The sequence below is a fragment of the Pseudomonas brassicacearum subsp. brassicacearum genome, from assembly GCF_008801605.1.
GTDB classification, from domain to species: domain Bacteria; phylum Pseudomonadota; class Gammaproteobacteria; order Pseudomonadales; family Pseudomonadaceae; genus Aquipseudomonas; species Aquipseudomonas brassicacearum.
This window is the reverse complement of the sequence record NZ_VZPJ01000014.1, coordinates 1-21,315: the sequence shown is the minus strand read 5'-3', so window position 1 is coordinate 21,315 and position 21,315 is coordinate 1. Positions and strand designations below refer to the sequence as shown.

Here is a 21,315-nt window from a genome sequence, read left to right as displayed (position 1 = left end):
TAACAGTTATAATTAAGATGTTAACTATCGTCAAGCGTGACAGAATGAACGGGCACTGGTTGCCTTGCCGGATTCGGTGCAGGATGGCTGCGGCAGGTGCCTGGACCAGAATAAGAAAACGAGTACTGCGTGATGACTGACCGTCAGCCGATCCCCAACATCAACATTGGTCAGGTGTACGACCAGCGCTATAGCGACGCGGAAGTGCATTACGACCGACTCGCCAACCTGGCGGATTTTTTCGGTCGCAACATGCCGGTTCATCGCCACGACCGGTTCTTCCAGGTGCATTACGTCAAGAGCGGCACCGTGCGCGTGTATCTCGATGACCAGCAGTACGTCGAATCCGGCCCGATGTTCTTCCTCACACCGCCGACCATTCCCCATTCCTTCGTGACCGAGGCCGACAGTGACGGGCATGTGCTGACGGTGCGCCAGCAATTGGTGTGGCAGTTGATCGACGCCGACCCGAGCCTGGCGCCGGCGGGCGTGCAGATGCCGGCAGCCTGCGTAGCGCTGGCGCAACTGGGGCCCGGGCAGGCGGGGGAGGTGCGGCGCCTGGAGTACCTGTTCGAGGAGTTGAGCGAGGAGGTGACGGCCGGGCGCCCGGGGCGCAGCGCAGCACTGGACGCTTTGACGCGGCTGATCATGATCAGCCTGCTACGGTTGTGTTCCAACTCCCTGGAGGCCAGGCCGGCCCGGCATGAAGACCTGAAGATCTTTCACCGCTTCAACGAGTTGATCGAGGCCCACTACCTGCAGCATTGGCCGTTGTCGCGCTACGCCGAAGGCATCGGCGTGACCGAGGCGCGCCTCAATGATGTGTGCCGACGCATCGCCGACCTGCCTTCCAAACGCCTGATCATGGAGCGGCTGATGCAGGAGGCCAAGCGCCTGTTGTTGTTCACCGGCAGCTCGGCCAATGAAATCTGCTACCAGCTCGGGTTCAAGGACCCGGCGTATTTCAGTCGGTTTTTCCAGCGTTACGCCCAGCTCACGCCGGGGGAGTATCGCCAGCGGCAATCGGGGTTGCGCTGAATAGTGGCGAGAGGGATTCTGTGGGAGCAAGCTTTGCTCCCACAGAATCCCCTTCCACAGTGACATAGCGCGGCCATGCTTCTTGCAGCAGCCAGGCGGCCCAACTAAGCTGCCGACTCGCCCATCCACACAGTTCGAACATGGCCAACCCCAGACCCTCATTGACCCTGACGCTGTTGCAAGCCCGCGAAGCGGCGATGGCTTTTTTTCGACCGGCGCTGAACCAGCATGACCTCACGGAACAGCAATGGCGGGTGATCCGTATCCTGCATCAGCAAGGGGAGCTGGAAAGCCATCAGCTCGCTCACCAGGCGTGCATCCTCAAGCCGAGCATGACCGGTGTGCTCAGTCGCCTGGAGCGTGACGGCTTGGTGCGGCGGCAGAAGTCCAGCCAGGATCAGCGACGGGTCTTTGTCGGGCTGACCGAGCGCGGCCAGCAGTGTTTCGTGTCCATGAGCGAGGGCATGGAAAGCAACTATCGACGGATCGAAGAACAGTTCGGCGAGGAAAAGATGCAGCAACTGCTCGCGTTGCTCAATGAGCTGAAGAACATCAAGCCCTGAGCCGCCCTGTCAGGCACTCGCAGCGAGGATGCGCTGTAGGAGCTGACGAGCGAAGCGAGGCTGCGATCTTTCCATTGCTCATTGAGTCGAAAGCTCAAGATCAAAAGATCGCAGGCTTCGCCAGCTCCTACAGAATCGAGCGAGAGTAAGCGCCATTGCCACAAAAGCGCTTCACACCGCGCTGCGTTCACGCAACTCCTGCAGCCGATCAGCGCCACCTTCAGCCACACGGTTCTCGAGCAAGCGATCGGAGCCGCCTTCGGCCACGCGATTTTCCAGCAAGCGATCGGAGCCGCCTTCAGCCAGCTGTTGCGCCTGGTTGTGAATCGATGCACTGGCTGCGGTGGCCGAGGCGACATTGGCCAGGCCGACACCGCCAACCAATGTCAGGGCGATAGCCAGGGACGATACTTTCGAGAAATTGAACATGGTGATTCTCCTTGCGCTTGATTGAGTGGGTCCGTGGCAGCGAATGTGTTGCTGTCCGGTGATCACAGTTAAACGCGCGGATGTATCGACGATGTGTGCCAGGAGAGGGCGAGATGCATTGTTTTGTATCGGTCCGCATTTCAGATACAGACCGATACAAACTCAGTTAGCGGGGGCAAGCGGATGGCTTTAAGTCCTGATCAAGGCAGGGCCAGGGCTTGTTTCAACTGGTCCACCAAGGTTGGTGTCATGTAGTGCGGCCCGTCGAACAGGTAGAGCGGATAGCCTGCATAGGCCGCCAATTGTGGCTTGAGCTCGTCGACCGTGGCGGAGCGGAAACCACCGCCGTATTTGGGGCGAAAGGCTTCGACGATGATCCGCACGCGATCCTTGCCAAGCCGGTCACGCAGGGCATCGGCGTAGCTTCGGGCAACCGGGGCGGTGCGGGCATAGACGCCAACGCCGTCCTGGAAGAACACACCGATGTCGTTCGGCAACCATTGCTTGAGCCAGTCTGCGGTAGCGGCGGGGCCGATGTTGGCGCCGTCGTAGACGCTGATCCACAGCGGGCGCGGCAGCTTGGCCAGCAACGCCGGCAGCTCCGTGGCGCCCGACCAGCTGGGGTCGACCTCAGCCGGAAAGTACCAACCGGTGACATGCAATGGCGTTGGCAACCCGGCAATGCGCTCCGACAGCGCGGCCAGTTGCTCGATGTTTTCTCGTGAGCGGTTCTCGCTGAAATAGCCGGCCAGCCCGAGGATGACATCCTGGGCCCAGGGCGTCCTGGCGATGCGCGCCCAGTCCGGCAGTACCGGTACGCTGGGCAGGCCGGTGCCGGGCACGAAGGCCTGGTCGTCCACCACCGTCCATTGCACGAGCAACTCGTGCACCCCCAGTTTTTCCCAATTGCCGCTGATGCCGACGGTCTGGTTGTCCGGCTGCCAGACGATGCCGACGATGTTCGGTGTCGTGGTGGTCATTATGTAGTACGTCCCTGTACCTGCGCCGAGGAGCGCGGCCAGTAACAGCGCCGCGACGGTCTTGCGATTGACGAACTTTGCGAAGCTATTCAAACAAGTCCCTTCTGGATGCAGTGTAGTCGCGGCTCGGCAAGGCGAGCCGCTTTTCGTACCGACGAACCGAATATCCCACCAGCGTCCTCAATAGGAGTAGGTCAGGCGCGCGAACACGCCTTTGGCGCGATCCTCGCCAAACACCCTGGCCCGGTATTGCAGGGACAGGTCCACATAGGAGCGTGGCGCGTTGTAGGCGTCTTCCCGGAACCAGTAACGTACGTTGTTTCCTATCCCGATCCCCCCGGCGTCGCCGGAAGAAAAGCCGCCGCCGGCTTCGCTCTTCATCTTGGAATCGTAGTCGATCGCCGCGACGACATGGGGGAAGGTCACCCAGCGCGAGCCGGTTCCGCCGATGGCATAGCTGCGGCCCACTTGCCATTCGCTGTTGAAGTAGTCTCGCGAGTCGTTGATGTAGTGGCCGACCTCGGCGTACAGCTGTGAGGTCCACCAGCTCGGCACATCGACCCGCAGATCGGTGCCGATGCTCGAACCGTAGCCCAGTCGCACCAGCCAGTCGCCGTCGACATTGGAAGAACCCAGAGGGAAGGTCCGTTCAAGGGCCGCCATGATGTTGACCGAACTGAAGGGCTTGACCCGCACGCCGAGAGCGCCTTGCAAGGCATCCGCGCCCGTGTCCGATTCGCTGTTCTTGCTCCACAGGGTGTCAGTGATGCGCCCGTAGAGTTCGACAAAGCGGCCATTGCGATAGCCCAGCGGACGCCACGACAGTTCGGTGCTGTTTTGCAGCAGGTCATTGCTTTCGCTGCCGCTGCTGCTGGTGCCCGGGGCGGCGCTCAGGCCACTGGAACTGCTGCCGCGATAGCTGGTGGTGCTGGTCAGGCCGAGTCTGCGTGATACATCGCCCACGGTGCGACGGGTATCGAAAAGCTGTTGCGGGGACAAGGGCGTCTCAGCGGTTTTTTGCCCATCGATGACGCGCTTGAAGTACGCCACGGCTTCGTCGTCTTCATGGACTCGCATGGCGTTGTAGGCAGCGTCCTGGGCGGGTGCCGGTGCCAATCGCGCGGTGGCGTCCGCCTTGCGGAACGCGGCATGGGCTGATTCGTCGTCGCCGGCTCGAACCCAGTTATAAGCTAGCTGCAGATCGCTCACCGGAGCCTGCCCGCCGGTGTTGCCCGGCGAGATGGAGCAGGTCAGACCGTAGGTGCTCTCCTGGCATAGCAGCACTGGTGGTGAGGATTGGGCCTGGGCGAAGCGGATGTCACGAGCTTCCCCGGCCGACAGGCCCGCAAGGCTCTGCGCTTGGTGAAGATCGTCCTGGGCCGCCTGCGTCTTGCCCTGGCGGTTACGGGCAAAGCTGCGCAGGATCCACGGCGCGGCTTGGTGATCGTCCAGCGCCAGTGCGGCAGAAGCGGCCTGTTCGGCACTCACGTCAGCCTTCGCCGCGAGCAGGGCACTGATGAGCAGTTGCTGGTTGGCGGCGATCTCTGGTGCCCAGGCCACGGCTTTGCGCGCCTGGTCCACGGCCAGGACTGTGTTGCCTTGCTCCAGGGCGCGATAGCCCTGGGTCGCCAGCGGTACCGCGAGTTGGCGGCGAATGGCTTTGCGGCGCATCAACAACGTGTTGTCGTTGGCAAAGACACCAAGGGCATCGGTGGTGGCTAGGTCGGCTTCTTCCAAGTGTTGCTGGCGCTGCAAGGCGTCGATCAGCAACAGGCGATATTCACGGCGCCGGGGTGCCTGGGTGACGGCCTTGCGGGCCGATTGCGCGGCCAGGCCGAATTGTTCGCGGTCATAGGCCTTGAACCCCTGGGACGCGGCGACGAAACCCGGTGCTGCGCTGGCGGTGCGAGACGCTGCCAGGGGCTGGGGTTGGTCGCGCAGTTTCTTGTCCCGCTCGGCCAACTCGATCAGGGTGTTCAGGCGCGTCACGTCGGCACGCTGGCGCAGGGCTTCGCGTGCCTTGGTAATGGCCAGGTCGTAGTCCTTGCGTTCGTAGGCGCTGTAGGCTTCGTTGGCGGCGGTATAGGCCGGCCCGGACAGTGGCAGCGGCAACGTTTCGGCAAGCGCAAACGCTGGTATCAGGCTCAGCCCCGTGGCCAAAAGGGTCAGGAAGGGGCGGTTCATGCCGGGAGCTCCGTTGGGTAGAGATTGTGCTGACGGGCCACGACCTGTTCGATCGTCGAACGTGGCAGCACGCCGCTGTCGACCAGGTAATCGCCGATGCGGCCGTGGTGTTGCGGGCGGTACTGGAGCATGACGCGACTGAATTCGTCGCGATCGAGCAGGCCCATTTCGATCAGCAGGTCGCCCAACAGCGGCGCCCGGGCATTGGGTACGGCATGACCGTTGCGCGCAGGCAGCTTGCGCAACAGCGCGAGAATTTCGCTTTCCCGGGCAATCAGTTGCACCGGCTCGCTACCCAGCGCGGCGCTGACCTGTTGCAGGCCTTCATCGGGCAAGGGGTTGGCGACGGCGATCTGTTCGCGGCCTTCGCTGTTGGGGCCCAGAGGCACGACCCGCCAGCGCAAGGCAAACTCGGGGCTCAGCGGGGACGTCGAGGCAGCGGCTTTCTCGGCGACATCAAAGACCCGTGGCAGGTCATTCTGGAACGCGATGGCTTCGGCCAGGGTTTCATCGTCCAGCCAGCCGTTATTGAGCAGAATTCGCCCCAAAGGCACGTTGCGCGACTGTTGTTCGTGGAGGGCGCTTTGCAGGGCCGTGTCTGTGATAGCCTGCCAGGACAGCAACACGCTGCCCAGGCGGCGCGGCGCGATGGCGACCAGGTCGGTGGAAGGAAAATCGTGCATGGTCTTGTCCCAGACCAGCTTGCGATTCATCACCTTGCCCACCAGGAACATGCGCCAGGCCCGGGAAGCGGCCATGAAGTTGACGAAGTTGCCCACCAGCATGCGCGGCATGGACAGCAAGCCATGCTGCCAGCCGTACAGCACGGCGGTGAAGTAATAACGGTGCAGGATTCGCCAGACCAAGGCGACGCCGTTGGCCAGCAGCAGGTATTTGATCAGGTCATTGCTTTCAAACGGCGTAGGGAAGGTGACGTCCCATAAGCCGCTGTGGCGCAGGACGATCAAGCCCAGCAGTTGCACCAGAATAACGTAGGCAATGATGCTCACGAACGCCGTCACCACGCCCTTGCGGTCGCGAAACAGCAGGTATCGGTTGGCCAGCGAGCCGTTCCAACCCATCTGCTCCCAGCCTTGCAAGCCGATGCCCAGGGTCCAGCGTGCCTTCTGCCGGAAGGCGGTGCGGAACGTGTCCGGGAAGAACTCGCGTACGCACAATGGCATGGTCAGGGTCGATTCGTAGGGTTTGCGAAACCAGGATTTGCGCAGCACCCGGAACTGCACCGGGAAACGTACGAAGATCGCATTCATGCCAACCTTGGCCAAGCGCGCGCCAACGTCATAGTCCTCGGTGAGGCTGTCGGTGTTGAACGGCTGGTTTTCGGTTTCACCGGCCAGCACCCGCAGGGCGCGATGGGAAAAACAGGTTCCGACGCCGGCCGAGGGTACGGTATCGGTCATGCTTTCACGCACCACCAGGTCCTTGCCGTGCCATTCGGCGAACTCGTCCATGTAGACGCCCGCCACCCATTCGTACCAGTTGCGCTCCAGCGACACCACGGGCAACTGGATCATGTCCTTGCGCGGCAACAGGTAGTTGAACAGACGCAGTTCCAGCGGATGCAGCACGTCCTCGCTGTCGTGCAGGACGACGCCGGCGAAGGTCATGCCATGGGTTTTCTCATGCAGGAAAATCGCCTGGATCACCCAGTTCAAGCAGTCGGCCTTGCAGGTCGGCCCGGCATGGGGCACTTCCACGCGGTGCAGTTGTTTGTAGCGTCTGCGCATCCGCTCGACTTCGTCGATGGTGCGCTGGTCGTTGATGTACGTACCGACGAACACCACGTAGTTCTGGTAGTCGAGTGTCGACACCATGTTCTCGATCATCGGCGCGATGACGTCGTATTCCAGCCAGGCCGGCACCATGATCGCCAGGGGCTGTTCGTCCCGGGCCAACAATTGCTCGACGGTCAGCGGCCGGTAGCGGCGGTCCACGGTGAACTTGCGGTACAGGCGACGAGACCAGTACCACACGTCAACGATCAGATCGTCCAGGCTGGAGATCAGGATCAGCACCGCGACCACGATGGTCGCGATCTCCAGGTAGTTGTAGTAATGGGCCAGCCAATAGGGCCAATAAATCGACGTCATCGAAGGGTACCGTTACTGGCGATTGCGACGGGCGCTACGGCCTGCCAGCAACAAGAGGAGGAACAGGATAATGGCGCCTGGAATCAACCAGAGCAGCGAAGGTTTACGCCAGGCGTCCAGGCCCTTGGGTTCTTCGCTGCCGATCAGCAGGCTACCGCTTGGGTCTTGGGTATCGAAGATCGCCACGGCCCCGTTGTTGCCCAGAATCGCCACGTCGCCACGGGTCAGCACAATCGGCTTGGCCAGGCTTGGCGGCTGGTTGCCCAGGGCCCGGTAGACCAGGCCGTGCTGGCCTGCGGTCTGCACCACTTGCAGCGAGGCCAATTGGTTGAGGGGTTGTACGTCCAGCAACACCTGGTCCTTGTGGTTGATGCGCAGGCGACCTTGCTCGTCGACCTGGACCGATTCCTGGCTGTCCTTGAGCGGCAACTCGAAGGCCAGGAAGGCTTTGTCCGGGCTGACGACGGCTTTCGGATCAGCGCTGACCTTGAGCTGCGCGCGCAGCGGCGATACGCCGCTGGTATCGGCCACCGAAATGACCCGCGTCAGGCTGCTGGCCGGTTGGTCGAGGTAGGCCTGGGGAACCAGGATCTGGGTGTCCACGGCGAAGCGTGCGGCCATGCCGGAGAAGTCGTCGTCCAGCGAGGTTTTTTCCAGGACGATGTGGCTGGTCGGCAGGACCGATACCGGGAAGGCTTGCGGCGTTTCCAGGCAGCGGTCGCTGACCGGCTGGCGCTGGAACGACACGCGCAAGGTGTTCTTCGAGCCCAGGGCGTAGCGTGGGATGTGGGCCTGGATGCGCTGTGGCTCACCATCGGTAGTCAGTTGCTGCGCGCCGATCAGGAAATCATTGAAAAACAGCGAGGCCACCGGTGCTGTAGCGGAAGCCCCCGGGGCTGCGGAGACGTCCACCACGGACGTGACCGGCAGGCGACCGTCGTAAGCCACGCTGCCCAGAGGGAACGAAGTGCTCCAGTCGAATCGCGAGGCCACGTCGAAGTTGCCAGGGGCGCCGCCCAGTCGCGACAGGGCTACACGGCCATCGTCGCTCAACGGTGTTTGCGCTTCGCTCACGGTCAATTGACGACTTTTCGCCAGTTTGCTCCACGCCGAACCGAGCAGCGACAAGGCTTTGCCGGTGGATTGCGGGGCGATCATCAGGACCGGGCGAGTGCCGAGCAGCGCCAGGCTTACGTTGTCGGTGCCGGCGCTCGCCAGCGCTGCGTTGACGTGCTGTTCGCGCCATTGGGTCAGCGCGCTGGCTGCCGTTGTGTCGAGGCCCTGGACCTGGTTTTGCAAGGCGTCCAGGGACTGGTTGATGGCCTTGAGCAGTTCCGGGTCGTTGATCGCCAGGTCTGCCTGTACGTTCGAGGTCTGGCCCAACACCAGCAGTGCGCCGATCTCGGCCGGGTTGGCCAAGGTGTGCGGGCCTTTGCCGTTGAGGCTGGCGAAGGCTGGAATGCTCAATAACTCGGCAGGAATGCGCAGGCTGCTCAGGTCCACGCTGTCCTGCACGACAGGGAAGGGCAGGATGCGGCTGTGTTTGCCGATGCGTTCCAGTGCCACGCCCAGGCGCCAGGCCGAATCGTAGCTGGCAGCGGACAACGAACCGGGGGCGACGAGGATGCCGGGTTCACCGGGCAGGGCCGCCCAAGCCGTACCAACGTCGCGTAACTGACTGGCGTCGTAGCTGTAGTTCAGGCGTGTCTCGGGTTGGATGCGCAGCACGTTGCCGATGACCCGATCGTCTTCGCACAACGGTCGAGACACCACCGAGGACCAGGCAACGCCCAGGCGCACCAGGCCGTTGTCACGCGCGGCCTTGTCGACGCCGAGTGTGGCGCTGGCATCGCCTTGTGCCTCGCTAAGCCCTTCGGCGCGCACCGGGTAACCATCGAGGGACAGCAGCAGGGTGTTGCGACCGCCTTCGCCATTGAGGTAGCTGGCATCCAGTTGCAAGGTTGCGTCATCGAGGGCAACGCCGGCGGGCACTGGCAGGTAGAGTTCGCGGCGGGCGTCGCTGGCGCTCAAGAGGATCGGCGCAGTGATACCCAGGTCGCTCAAGCGCACTTCACGTGTCTGGCGGGTATCGGCGTTGAGTCGATGAATAGCCTGGGTCAGCGGGCTGTCCGCAGCCAGGGCAAAGGTCGGCATGAGCGCGAGCAGGCTCAAGCCGCAGGCAAGGGCGCTGAGCGCACCCGTAGGGATGGCAACGGAAGGCTTCATTCAGGCAAGTCTCGATCTGATAAGAGGAATAACGGTGGTCAGTTGAAATCGGCGAGCAACTCACGCGGCTCGGACAGTGATGGAGCGACCGGCTGCTGTGCAGGCGGTTGGGCCACGACGAAGTCGTCGACCGGGCGCCCCATCAGGGTATCGACGATGCGTTGGCTGGCATTGCCGTCGCCATAGGGGTTGGCGGCTTGTGAGGCGCGGCGCCACAACGCGTCATCGTCGAACAATGCGTCCACGCCAGCGATGATCGATGCCGGCGAGGTGCCGACCAGGCGCACCGTGCCCGCCGCTACTGCTTCAGGGCGTTCAGTGACATCGCGCATCACCAGCACCGGTTTGCCCAGCGACGGCGCTTCTTCCTGCACGCCACCGGAGTCGGTGAGGATGACATGGGCGTGTTGCATCAAGCGTACGAAGGCCAGGTAGTCCAGCGGCTTGATCAAATGCACATTGAGCAGATCGCCCAGCTGTTCGGTCACCGGGCCTAGTACGTTGGGGTTGAGGTGCACCGGGTAGACGATCTGGATATCCGGTCGCTGGGCCAGGTGACGCAAGGCCTTGCAGATGTCCAGGAAGCCCTCGCCGAAGTTTTCTCGGCGGTGGCCGGTCACCAGCAGCAGCTTGCGTCCGGTTTGCAGGTACGGGAACTGTTGATCCAGTTCGTCACGCAACCGGGCATCGTCATTGATGCGTCGGGCCGTCAGTTGCAGCGCGTCGATCACGGTGTTGCCGGTCACCAGGCAACGGCCTTGCAGACGTTCGCCCAGCAAGTTGTCACGCGATTGTTCGGTAGGTGCGAACAGCAGGTCGGCGCTGAGGTCGATGCAGCGGCGGTTCATTTCTTCCGGCCAAGGGCTGTAGATGTCGCCGGTGCGCAGGCCGGCTTCCACATGGCCGACAGGGATGCGTCGATGGAAAGCGGCCATCGACGCGACCATGGCCGAAGTGGTATCGCCGTGGACCAACACCCGATCCGGCCGGGTCTGTTCCAGCACCGGGTCGATGGCTGCGTACAACGCGGCAGTCAGGGAGTTGAGCGTCTGGTGCGGCGTCATCACGTCGAGGGTGAAATCGGCCTTGAGGTCGAACAGATCCAGGACCTGCTTGAGCATGCTCTGATGCTGGCCGGTGACACAGATCAGTGACTCAATGCCCGGTTCGGCGGCGAGGGCCTTGACCAAGGGGGCCATCTTGATGGCTTCCGGACGGGTACCGAAGATCGAAAGGATCTTGATTCGTGGATGATTAGTTGCGATGACGCCCTTCCTCGCGCAGTTTGCTGCGCCGCACAGCAGCTCGCCCGGACGCGATGAGGCATTCGAGAAAGCAAGCGATTTAAGTTGAGTAGTGACCCGTTGTCAGACAGCGGTTTGACGTACACAGGAAGTGACGCAGTGGCATCTTGAAGTTCGGGGCGGCAGATTATTAGCATCAAAAATCATGAGCGCAAAGATTTATATGCGGAAGTTTATTAATAATTTCTCTGAGGGTTGTTTAGTGGTCGGGTAGAGGTGTCTTAAAGATGCGCTATAACTTCTGTTACTTGTTGATATCAAAAGATTTTTTATTATTTAGATGCCGATTTAATGGCCTGTTCAGAATTGGGACGGTGGTGCCGATGTTTTTTTGGCGCCTAATTTCTCGCTTGGCCGGTGCGGGGGTGTCATTGGAATGGCGCCTGTAAGTCGTCTGAAATAACGGTTTTTACTTGGTTAGTTGGAGTTGAAGTTGGCTATCTGTAAAAAAGTTCAATTTAATTTTAGCTTTTATACTAATAAGCCAAAAGAATGGTTCCACTCGCAATGGCCCACTAGGCGGAGTCGTTACTTGTAATCGGTAAGTTGCGTAGAACGGTCCCACTCACATCCAAGAGGCGGTAAGTCGTCCTCTCATGGCGACCGATAATCGCACGCTTTGTGTTGTACGCCTGTCGGGGTTATTGACCAAACTAACCGGGTGGTACATTTTATCGGCAACCCGTCTTGCCCAACGAGGCCAAGACCATAATAAAAATAGAGGAATACTCCATGCCTACTCGTCTGCGAGCGCCACACGCCTTTCCCTTGATCCGTTGTTCCAATCCGGAAGCATCTTCCAGCCTCTCAGGTTCGATCCGCTAGCGGCCCACGCTGTTTGCGGTCTTATCGCGCCAATGGGATGTCGGCGCTCGACAAGCCTCGGAGTTCTTCAAGATGACAAAAATCGTCGATCTGTATTTCAAGCTGCTCAAGCTACTGATTGTGTTGTGCATGGTCGCGATGATCGTGCTGGTGTTCGGCAATGTGGTGCTGCGTTATGCCTTCAACTCTGGCATCAGTGTGTCGGAGGAGCTGTCGCGCTGGTTCTTCGTCTGGATGATATTTCTCGGTGCCCTGGTGGCGCTCAAGGACCGTGCTCACCTGGGCATGGACAGCCTGGTCAAGCGCTTGCCGCCGGCCGGAAAGCGTATCTGCCTGGTGATCAGTCATCTTTTGATGTTGTACATCTGCTGGCTGATTTTCAGTGGCAGTTGGCAACAGGCCGCGATCAACCTGAATGTAGTTGCCCCGGCGTCAGGATTGTCCATGGCGCTGTTTTATGGGGCCGGCCTGGTGTTTGGCGCCAGTGCCGCAGCGATCCTGCTCTACGAGCTCTACCTGGCGCTGTCCGGCAAGCTGGGGGATGACGAGTTGGTGATGGTCAAGGACAACGACGCCGAGGTGATCACACCTAACTCCATCACCCCTGACCACATCAAGAGTACCCGCCCATGACGCTGGTTATTTTCCTCGGTTCCCTGATGGGCAGCATGGCACTGGGCATGCCCATCGCGTTTGCCTTGCTGGTGGTCAGTGTGGCGTTGATGTTCTACCTGGATCTGTTCGACGCGCAAATCATTGCCCAGAACCTGCTCAACGGGGCGGACAGCTTCCCACTGATGGCCGTGCCGTTCTTCATGCTGGCCGGCGAGATCATGAATGTCGGTGGCTTGTCCAAACGCATCGTCAACATTGCCATGGCGCTGGTGGGGCACAAGCGCGGTGGTCTCGGTTACGTGGCGATCATCGCGTCCTGCCTGCTGGCGTCGCTCTCCGGTTCGGCCGTGGCCGATGCGGCGGCACTGGCGGCCTTGTTGGTACCGATGATGGTGCTGGCCGGGCATAACCGGGCACGCTCGGCGGGTTTGATTGCCGCCGGTGGCATTATCGCGCCGATCATTCCGCCGAGCATTGGCTTCATTGTCTTTGGCGTGGCGTCCGGGGTGTCGATTTCCAAGTTGTTCCTGGCCGGCATCGTGCCGGGGATCATGCTCGGAGCGGCGCTCGCCATTGCCTGGTGGTTCGTTTCCCGCAGCGAGAATGTCGAGACGCCACCCAAGCAATCCCGTGCCGAGGTCCTGCGGGCATTGGTTGAGGGCAGCTGGGCCATGGGCTTGCCGATCATCATTATTTTCGGCCTCAAGTTCGGCATTTTCACCCCGACGGAAGCGGCAGTGGTGGCGGCGGTCTATTCGCTATTCGTGTCCCTGGTGATCTACCGGGAAATGAAAGTCAGCCAGTTGTACGAGGTGATCCTGTCCTCGGCCAAGACCACCTCGGTGGTGATGCTGCTGGTCGCCGCCGCCATGGTTTCTTCCTGGCTGGTGACCATTGCCGACTTGCCAGGCCAATTGGCGGCGGTGCTCGAGCCGTTCATGGATAGCCCGACCCTGCTGTTGGTAGTGATCATGCTGATGATCATCCTGGTCGGTACGGTCATGGACATGACGCCGAGCATCCTCATCCTCACACCGGTGCTGATGCCGGCGATCACCCAGGCGGGCATCGACCCGGTTTACTTCGGCGTGTTGTTCCTGATCAACACCGCCATCGGCCTGATTACCCCGCCCGTGGGCACTGTGCTCAACGTGGTGAGCGGGGTTTCCAAGCTCAATATCGAAGAAATCGTTCGTGGCGTGTGGCCGTTCCTTCTAGCGCAACTGGCGGTGCTGTTCCTGCTGGTCCTGTTCCCGCAACTGGTCCTGGGACCCCTGAAATTCTTCACCGGTTAATGCCGGTGCAAGCCGTAGTAGCTCGACTTAAAAACAATAATGATCGGAGAGTGACATGGGACAACTGATGAAAACCCTGTTGGCCGGGGCGTGCGCAACGGGACTGCTGCTGGGTAGCGTGGTCAGCCACGCCGATGAAATCCGCGAACGTACCCTGCGATTCGCGTTCCAGAACGTCAAGGAGCATCCACAAGGGCAGGGCGCGCAGAAGTTCGCCGACCTGCTCAGCGAAAAGAGCGGTGGCAAGATCAAGGTCCGCCTGTTCCCCGGCGGTACGCTAGGCGGCGACGTGCAAACGGTGTCGGCGTTGCAGGGCGGCACGCTGGACATCACCGTGCTCAACTCCGGCATCCTGGCCGCCCAGGCACCGGATTATGCCATGCTCGATTTCCCGTTCCTGTTCAACAACGTCGAGGAAGCCCATGCGGTGATCGATGGGCCGGTCGGGCAGAAACTGGCGGCGCAACTGGATAGCAAGGGGCTGGTAGGGCTGGGTTATTGGGACCTGGGTTTCCGTAACCTGACCAACAGCAAGCACCCGGTGACCAAGCTTGAGGACATGCAGGGCTTGAAGATTCGCGTCATCCAGTCGCCGATCTACCTGGAGACCTTCTCCGCCCTGGGCGCCAACCCGGTGCCGATGGCGTTCCCCGAGGTCTACACGGGTCTTGAGCAACACACCATCGACGGTCAGGAAAACCCGTTCACCGTGATTGAGGGCAACAAGTTCTACGAGGTGCAGAAGTATCTCTCCGTCACGGGCCACATCTTCAACCCGCAGTCGTTGATCATCAGCCAGAAAACCTGGAACCGCCTTAACGACGACGAAAAGGCAATGATTCGCGCGGCCGCGGCCGAAGCGCAAACATTCCAGCGTGAAGTCACGGCGGCGGGCATGGACAAGGCCAAGGTGACGTTGGCCGGCGCGATGACCGTGAATGAGATCACCCCAGCCGAGAAAGATCGCTTTCGTGAGCGCGTGCAACCGGTGATCGACAAGTTCGCCAAATCCCTGGATGGCGAGCTGGTGAAGACGATGTACGAGGAGATCGCCAAGGTGCGGGCGGCGCAGTGACGTAAAGCGGTCAGTCCTGAACAGGCCCAACCCTGTGTGGGAGCGAGCTTGCTCGCGATAGCGGTGCGTCAGCCAACATCAATGCGGCAGACGTGGCGCCATCGCGAGCAAGCTCGCTTCCACATGTTTTTTTGTTTTGTCAGCGAACGGTTATTGGGCGGCCGGGACGGCCAACCACTGCCCAATCACTTTCTGGTAGCTGCCATTGGCCTTGCTCAGGTGCAGCCACTGATCGACGTACATCTTCCAGGTGGCGTCATCCCGAGGCAGCAGGTAGGCCTTCTCGCCATATTGCAGGTAGCGGGTCGGGTTGACCGCGCACAGGCCGGGCTTGAGTTTTTGCTGGTAGAGCGCTTCTGACGCGTCGGTAATCATCACGTCGGCTTTCTTGTCCAGCAGTTGCTGGAAGATGGTCACGTTGTCGTGGAAACTGAGCTGGCCGTTGGGCAGGAACGCCCGGACGAAGGCTTCGTTGGTGCCGCCGGCCGGCTCCACAAGGCGTACCGAAGGCTGGTTCATCTGTTCGAGGGTCTGGTAGCGCTCCTTGTCTTCGCAACGCACCAGCGGGATCTTGCCATCCACGTCCAGGGTGTCACTGAAATAGGCTTTCTTCTGGCGTTCCAGCGTCACCGAAATCCCGCCCATGCCGATGTCGCATTGACCGGCAACCATATCCGGCATCAGGGTTTTCCAGGTGGTCTGCACCCATTGCACCTTGACGCCCAGGCTGGCGGCCAGCGACCGCGCCATATCGATGTCGATGCCTTCGTATTCGCCCGCTTCGGTTTTAAAGGTATAGGGCTTGTAGTCGCCGGTGGTGCACACCTTCAGTTCGCCGCGTTGCAGGACCTGGTCCAGCAGCGAAGGTGCCGGCTCGGCCAGGGCGCCGCCGGAGAGCGCCAACAGGCCACAGAGCGTCATCGAACTTGTTATGTTTTTCATAGTGATTGGACGTCTCGCAACGGAGGGGAACAAGACCGGGGAGTGTAGTGAAAGCGCCTGCTCGCTGTCACTGCGGTGTTGATCGTGAACAGTCAGCTGAGCGTAGTCTCGGGGGGCTGTCGCTGCAGGCTTTCCAGGTAGGCGCAGAACATATCGGCCATGGCATCGCTATAGACGGCAACTTCCACAGGAGAGCGGGGCGCGGATGAAAATCGCTTGCCCACGGTACTGAGCGTCGTGATCACCAGGTCACCTGCCAGGGCGCGGGCCTGTGCCGGGACGGCAGGCAGTGCTTGCAGCATGAAGGCGTCCACCGATTGTTGTACCGACATCCGCGCGGCCTGGTGTTCGGGGGCGTCGCGGTAGAGCGGCGCGGCGTCGTTGAGCGCGACGCGTATCTGGGCCTCGTCGCATTCGGACTGGATGAACGCCCGCACGAGGCTGCGCAGCCGCTCGAAGGGCGGCTGGCGGCTGTCTTCAAGGATCTCGCGCAGCATATCGCTGGTTTGTCGCCATTCATCACTTTGCAGGCGGAACAGGATCGCCGCTTTGTTCGGGAAGTACTGATACACCGAGCCGACGCTCACGCCAGCTCGCTCGGCAACCCGGGCCACCGTGAAACGTGCCGCGCCCTGGGTCGCCAGAACCTGAACAGCCGCCTCCAGAACGGCGGCGACGAGCTCGGTGGAGCGTGCCTGTTGCGGCTGTTTGCGTGAGGAAATCTGCGGGCTTGAGCGTTCGGACATACGGGCATGAGCCTTGGAAGGGAATGCGAATAGGAAATGCGACGGATTGTTCGTATCTTGAATGCGACGAATTGATCGCATTCTAGTCGGCTCCACAGACAACGTTCAACGTCACATCGCATCCTTTCTGTGAGTAGGGTTATGACTCAAAAAAACGTTCATCAGGGCGCCTCCTTGGCGCCTCAGGCAAGCGCTGACGTCAAGCCGGTGCTCAAGCTGTTGCCACTCACGCTGACGGTATTCATCGGTTTTCTGACCCTGGGCATGCAATTGCCGGTCTTGCCCCTGCACCTGCATGACACGCTAGGCATGGGTACGCTGGTCATCGGCCTGGTGGTCGGCGCACAATTTGCCGCGGCGCTGTTGTCACGCGCCTGGGCCGGCAACTTCGCTGACATGCGCGGAGGCAAGCGCGCCGTCATGGTCGGCCTGGTGACGGCGGCGGTTTCCGGGTTGGTTTATCTGCTGTCCTTGGCGTTCGTTGCTACGCCTGTCACGTCGGTCTGGCTCTTGCTGGGCGGTCGTGTCCTGTTGGCCCTGGGTGAAAGCCTGATCGTCACCGGCGCGTTGGGTTGGGGCATCGGCCTGGTCGGCGCGCAGCATGCTGGCAAGGTCATGGCCTGGAATGGTATTGCCATGTACGGCGCCTATGCCCTGGGCGCTCCGCTCGGCGTGGCGCTGAATAGCGGCTGGGGGTTCACCGGCATTGCCGTCGCGACGATTTTCATCCCGCTGCTGGCGCTGGCGATTGTCGCGGGTGTCCGGGCTGTCGCCCCTACGGCGACCCGGCGGGCACCGTTCTACAAGGTGCTGGGCGCGGTGTGGGTGCCGGGCATGGGGTTGGCGTTTTGCAGCGTTGGCTTCGGTGTCATCACGGCTTTTATCGCGCTGTTGTTTGCGGCCAGGGATTGGGGCAATGCCTCTCTGGCGTTCACCGCATTCGGGCTGGCGTTCATCGGTGCGCGCCTGCTCTTTGGCCACCTTCCAGACAAGATCGGCGGCGCGCGTGTCGCCCTGGTCTGTGTGGTGATCGAAGCCGTCGGGCAATTGCTGATCTGGGGCGCCGACACTGCGCTGGTGGCCTATCTGGGCGCAGCGCTCACCGGCTTCGGCTATTCCCTGGCCTTCCCGGGCTTTGGGGTGGAGGCGGTGAAACGCGCGCCAGCGCAGAACCGCAGTCTCGCCATGGGGGCCTATGTCGCGTTCCTGGACATTTCCCTGGGGCTGAGCAGCCCGTTGGCTGGGGCGTTGGCGGGCACGTGGGGGATCGGCGCGGTTTACCTGGGCGGGGCCGTTACGGTGATGCTGGCCTTTGTCGTGGCGCTGGCATTGGTGATGCCAGGGATGCAAGGCCGGCAGCCGGCTTGAGCTGCGCCAGAAGTGAGTCTGTGTTCCTCGATGGTTCTAATCAGGAGTTTGAAACATGCATGTATTCGTTACCGGTGCCACGGGCTGGGTTGGGTCTGCCGTGGTCCAGGAATTGATCGGTGCCGGCTATCAGGTCACCGGCCTGGCCCGTTCCGATGACAAGGTTGCCGCACTGGCCGCGACCGGCGCGAAGGTGGTCCGCGGGACATTGAATGACCTCGACGTCCTGCACCGGGCGGCTTCGGCGGCGGATGCGGTGATTCACACCGCGTTCAATCATGACTTCTCGCGGTTTGCCGAGAACGCTGAGTTGGACCGCCATGTAATCGAAGTATTGGGCAGCGTGCTGCAGGGGTCTGAGCGACCTTTGCTGGTGACGTCCGGCCTGTTGGGCTTGACTCGGGGCGCGAGCGAGCTGGAGGTGCCCAGCCCGGCTTCGCCGCGCAAATCCGAAACGGCGGCCCGGACGCTGGTCGAGCGTGGTGTGCGCTGCGCGACCGTGCGCCTGGCACCCTCGGTCCATGGCCTCGGCGACCACGGATTCGTTCCGATCCTGGTTCGCCTGGCCCGGGAGACGGGCGTTTCGGCCTATCTCGGGGACGGCGTCCACTGCTGGTCGGGCGTGCATCGGCTGGACGCCGCACGGGTCTATCGGCTGGCGCTGGAGCAGGGCGTGACGCAGTCCGTCTACCACGCCGTCGCCGACGAGGCTGTGCCGTTCAAGGACATTGCCCTGGCGATCGGTCGTGGCCTGGGGTTGCCGGTGGAATCCCGGGAGCGTGAGCATTTCGGCTGGTTCGCCCACATGGCGGGCGCGAACATGGCAGTGTCCAGCGAATACACCCGCGCCTTGCTGGGCTGGACGCCAAGCGGCCCGAGTCTGTTGGATGATCTTGAGTTGCCTGGCTATTATCACGTCGATTGAAATGAATAACCTGTGGCGAGGGAGCAAACTCCCTCGCCACAAGGGCTGTGCGGGGCCTCTAGCGCGAAATGATCCCGTGGTCGATCGCGTATTTCACCAGGGCCGCGGGCTTGTCGATGTTCAGCTTGCGGCGGATGCTCAGGCGATGGGTTTCGACGGTGCGTACGCTGATGTCCAGCTCGCGGGCCATTTCCTTGTTGTTCAGGCCCTGGACCATTTTCGCCAGCACCTGGCTCTCGCGCGGCGTCAGCTCGCTGTCGGTGTTCGGGTTGGTGGCGAGCCGCTGGGCGATCTCGGCACTGTAGAACGTGCCGCCGCTGATGATGGCTTCGATGGCCGCGATGATTTCCCGCGACGGCGCGTTCTTGAGCACGTAGCCGCTGGCGCCGGAGCGCACGGATTCGCTCACGTACTCGTAATTGTCATACATGCTGAGGATAAGGATCTTGAGGCTGGGGTATTGCTTGCCCAGCAGTCGGGTCAACTCGAGCCCGTTCATGTCCTTGAGGCTGATGTCCATCAGCAGCAGGTCCGGTTGGCTGCGACCGACCATTTCGATCGCCTGCGCACCATTCTCGGCTTCGCCCACCACGTCCAGTCGGGGCATGACGGACAGCAGGGCCTTGATGCCGTCGCGGACCAGGGAGTGATCGTCGACCAGCGCGACGCGAATCACCGGAGGCAGGTTCATCGGCAGGTGCTCTTGTTGTAAGGGGCGCGCATCAGTTTTCCGTTACCGAGAGGTTCATGGGCAGCAGGATATCCAGTTCGCTTCGTCCCGGTGCCGAGGTCACCTCCAGGCGTCCGCCGAAATGCTCGACCCGTTCGCGGATATTGCGCAGGCCGATGCCGGCGTGGCCGCGCTCTACTTGCGGGACATTGAAGCCCATCCCGTCATCCACCACCGTCAGGCGCAAGGACTGGCTGGAGCCGAACAGGGTGATGCCGACACTTTTCGCCCCGGCATGGCGCTCGATATTGGTCAGGGCTTCCTGGGCAATGCGGAACAGCGAGACAGGGGCGCCATTTTCCAGGCGGCAATCGAATTCGTTGCTTCGGTAGGACACTTCAAGCCCGCTGCGCTGTTGGAACTCGGTCGCGAGTTGGCCAATGGCGGCGGGCAGGCCCAGGGTATCGAGCAGGGACGAGCGCAAGTCATGGGAGATGCTACGGATTTCGCCGATGGCTTCGCCTAGCCGATCGGTCGCGTTCTTGAGGATGCCCACGCCATTCTCCTGGCCGTTCTCCAACACATGGCTGGCCAGTTCGAACTGGAACTTTATCGACACCAGCAGTTGGCTGATGCCGTCGTGCAGCTCGCGAGAAACCCGCGAGCGTTCCTCTTCCTGCAAGCTGACGATGCGCTGATTCAGCCGCTGCAGCTTTTTGTCGGCCAGGCGATGTTCGCTGACGTTGAGGGTCATGCCGCCGGCAAATACCAGCAGGACCGCCACCAAGGCGATCGCGGCGATGGCTTGCATGGTGCTGTGGATGCCGTGGGCAACTTCGTCGCGGGCTTGCTGGGTGGCGCGTTCGACGTCCTCCAGGTAAATCCCGGTGCCGAGCATCCAGCCCCATTGATCGAGCATCACGACATAGGCCAGCTTGTCGGTCACCTGGCCGGAGGAGGGTTTGTTCCAGGCATAACGCTGGAACCCTTCGCCTGACTCGGCACTCTTGAGCAATGCCTGGATGACCGGCAGGCCGTGGGGGTCCTTCATGTCCCAGAGGTATTGCCCCACCAGTTCCGACTGGCGGGCATGCATGAGGCTGCGGCCCTGGCGGTCGTACACGAAAAAGTAACCGTTGATGCCGAAGCTGAGCTTGCGCAGTTCTTCCAGGACCTGCTGCTGTGCGCGCTCGTCTCCCCGACCGTTGTCATACAGCGGGGCGATCAGGCTCTGCGCCATCTCGACATAGTTCTTCAGCTCCGCGCGCTTGCTCGCCAGGATGCTGTCTTCGATCAGTTGCGCCTGTTGATCGCCCAACTGGCGATTGAGCGAGATCACCAGGGCGCAGATGACCGCGATGGCCAGGACCAGCGGCAAAATCCCGAGAGCGACGATTTTGTGTTTGAGCAGCATCTGTACTCCTGTCCGGACTCGGCGGGGAGGCGAATGGCGGCATCATATGCCAAACCCATGGATGAGGCATAAAACCTGTGGCGCAAGACATGTGGGAGCAAAGCTTGCTCGCGATGCAGGCGCCGCGGTTTATGAAAGACCGTATTGACTCTATCGCGGGCAGCCTTGCTCCCACAGAAGTTGGGGTTCTACGTAGTACTACGGATTTATTTATTGACCCATTGCAGGGATATTGGGCCGGCTCCGAATAGCCGGGGCACACTATAAAAACAATCGCCGCAATCCACTGGATATCGGCAGGAGACACGCAATGACAACCCGTCTGGTTAAACACCTCGCCTGGTTTGCCGTGGCTGTTCTGGGAGCCTGTGCGTTGAGTGTCGTGGCCTTGCGCCGCGGCGAACCCATCAACGCCCTCTGGATCGTCGTCGCAGCCGTGGCCATCTATCTGGTCGCCTACCGCTACTACAGCCTCTTCATCGCCAACAACGTGATGCAACTCGATGCGCGCCGGGCTACTCCCGCCGTGCTCAACAACGATGGCCTGGACTACGTCCCGACCAACAAACACATTCTTTTCGGCCACCACTTCGCGGCCATTGCCG

Annotated in this window: 18 protein-coding genes; 8 read left to right on the top strand and 10 right to left on the bottom strand. The window is 61.4% G+C overall.

The features are described 5' to 3' along the window. Positions 1-132: 132 nt before the first annotated feature. Both hpaA and hpaR read left to right on the top strand, forming a co-directional pair. A complete protein-coding gene (gene hpaA / locus F7R20_RS25315; RefSeq protein ID WP_003201623.1) occupies positions 133-1,038 on the top strand; it encodes a 4-hydroxyphenylacetate catabolism regulatory protein HpaA in 906 nt (301 codons plus the stop codon). Between the two features lie 140 nt (positions 1,039-1,178). Then, positions 1,179-1,601, top strand: coding sequence for a homoprotocatechuate degradation operon regulator HpaR (hpaR, locus tag F7R20_RS25310; protein WP_003201625.1), 423 nt, complete (start codon positions 1,179-1,181; stop codon positions 1,599-1,601). A gap of 171 nt (positions 1,602-1,772) precedes the next feature. Here the strand turns inward: hpaR and F7R20_RS25305 are convergent, their stop codons facing one another. The 6 genes from F7R20_RS25305 to wecB form a co-directional block, all read right to left on the bottom strand. Next, positions 1,773-2,030: a hypothetical protein gene (locus tag F7R20_RS25305; protein ID WP_003201626.1), complete on the bottom strand. Its 258-nt coding sequence runs from the start codon at positions 2,028-2,030 to the stop codon at positions 1,773-1,775. 200 nt (positions 2,031-2,230) lie between these two features. Beyond that, positions 2,231-3,010, bottom strand: a complete 780-nt coding sequence (locus tag F7R20_RS25300; protein ID WP_003201628.1) for an alpha-amylase family protein — start codon at positions 3,008-3,010, stop codon at positions 2,231-2,233. Positions 3,011-3,190: 180 nt separating this feature from the next. Then, on the bottom strand, positions 3,191-5,194 hold the full coding sequence (locus F7R20_RS25295) for a bacteriophage N4 adsorption protein A (RefSeq protein ID WP_003201629.1): 2,004 nt from the start codon (positions 5,192-5,194) through the stop codon (positions 3,191-3,193). Continuing rightward, on the bottom strand, positions 5,191-7,305 hold the full coding sequence (locus F7R20_RS25290; protein ID WP_003201631.1) for a glycosyl transferase family protein: 2,115 nt from the start codon (positions 7,303-7,305) through the stop codon (positions 5,191-5,193). The genes F7R20_RS25295 and F7R20_RS25290 overlap by 4 nt, the downstream gene beginning before the upstream one ends. Positions 7,306-7,317: 12 nt before the next feature. After that, positions 7,318-9,531, bottom strand: a complete 2,214-nt coding sequence (locus F7R20_RS25285) for a membrane protein (protein WP_003201632.1) — start codon at positions 9,529-9,531, stop codon at positions 7,318-7,320. A gap of 38 nt (positions 9,532-9,569) precedes the next feature. Next, the gene (wecB, locus tag F7R20_RS25280) at positions 9,570-10,796 is read right to left on the bottom strand and encodes a non-hydrolyzing UDP-N-acetylglucosamine 2-epimerase (RefSeq protein WP_080560970.1); all 1,227 of its coding nucleotides are present in this window, start codon (positions 10,794-10,796) and stop codon (positions 9,570-9,572) included. Between the two features lie 936 nt (positions 10,797-11,732). Here wecB and F7R20_RS25275 point away from each other — a divergent pair. The 3 genes from F7R20_RS25275 to F7R20_RS25265 are packed head-to-tail and all read left to right on the top strand — an operon-like array spanning position 11,733 to position 14,645. Further along, on the top strand, positions 11,733-12,293 hold the full coding sequence (locus F7R20_RS25275; protein WP_003201637.1) for a TRAP transporter small permease: 561 nt from the start codon (positions 11,733-11,735) through the stop codon (positions 12,291-12,293). Further along, the gene (locus tag F7R20_RS25270; protein ID WP_003201639.1) at positions 12,290-13,570 is read left to right on the top strand and encodes a TRAP transporter large permease subunit; all 1,281 of its coding nucleotides are present in this window, start codon (positions 12,290-12,292) and stop codon (positions 13,568-13,570) included. The genes F7R20_RS25275 and F7R20_RS25270 overlap by 4 nt, the downstream gene beginning before the upstream one ends. A gap of 55 nt (positions 13,571-13,625) precedes the next feature. Continuing rightward, a complete protein-coding gene (locus F7R20_RS25265) occupies positions 13,626-14,645 on the top strand; it encodes a TRAP transporter substrate-binding protein (protein ID WP_013693305.1) in 1,020 nt (339 codons plus the stop codon). A gap of 150 nt (positions 14,646-14,795) precedes the next feature. Here the strand turns inward: F7R20_RS25265 and F7R20_RS25260 are convergent, their stop codons facing one another. Further along, complete coding sequence (locus tag F7R20_RS25260) at positions 14,796-15,587, bottom strand: transporter substrate-binding domain-containing protein (protein WP_003201642.1); 792 nt, start codon at positions 15,585-15,587, stop codon at positions 14,796-14,798. A gap of 92 nt (positions 15,588-15,679) precedes the next feature. After that, the gene (locus tag F7R20_RS25255) at positions 15,680-16,333 is read right to left on the bottom strand and encodes a TetR family transcriptional regulator (RefSeq protein ID WP_003201644.1); all 654 of its coding nucleotides are present in this window, start codon (positions 16,331-16,333) and stop codon (positions 15,680-15,682) included. Between the two features lie 141 nt (positions 16,334-16,474). Between F7R20_RS25255 and F7R20_RS25250 the strand changes: the two genes are divergently transcribed. Both F7R20_RS25250 and F7R20_RS25245 read left to right on the top strand, forming a co-directional pair. Further along, positions 16,475-17,701, top strand: coding sequence for an arabinose transporter (locus tag F7R20_RS25250; protein ID WP_003201646.1), 1,227 nt, complete (start codon positions 16,475-16,477; stop codon positions 17,699-17,701). A 55-nt stretch (positions 17,702-17,756) separates the two neighbouring features. Further along, on the top strand, positions 17,757-18,626 hold the full coding sequence (locus F7R20_RS25245; protein ID WP_003201648.1) for an SDR family oxidoreductase: 870 nt from the start codon (positions 17,757-17,759) through the stop codon (positions 18,624-18,626). A 58-nt stretch (positions 18,627-18,684) separates the two neighbouring features. Here the strand turns inward: F7R20_RS25245 and F7R20_RS25240 are convergent, their stop codons facing one another. Both F7R20_RS25240 and F7R20_RS25235 read right to left on the bottom strand, forming a co-directional pair. Next, entirely contained in the window at positions 18,685-19,317 is a 633-nt protein-coding gene (locus F7R20_RS25240; protein ID WP_013693308.1) for a response regulator, read from the bottom strand. Between the two features lie 31 nt (positions 19,318-19,348). Beyond that, a complete protein-coding gene (locus F7R20_RS25235; protein WP_003201653.1) occupies positions 19,349-20,710 on the bottom strand; it encodes a cache domain-containing protein in 1,362 nt (453 codons plus the stop codon). 310 nt (positions 20,711-21,020) lie between these two features. Here F7R20_RS25235 and F7R20_RS25230 point away from each other — a divergent pair. Beyond that, the coding region (locus tag F7R20_RS25230) for a carbon starvation CstA family protein (protein ID WP_280841983.1) at positions 21,021-21,315 on the top strand (295 nt) is incomplete at its 3' end.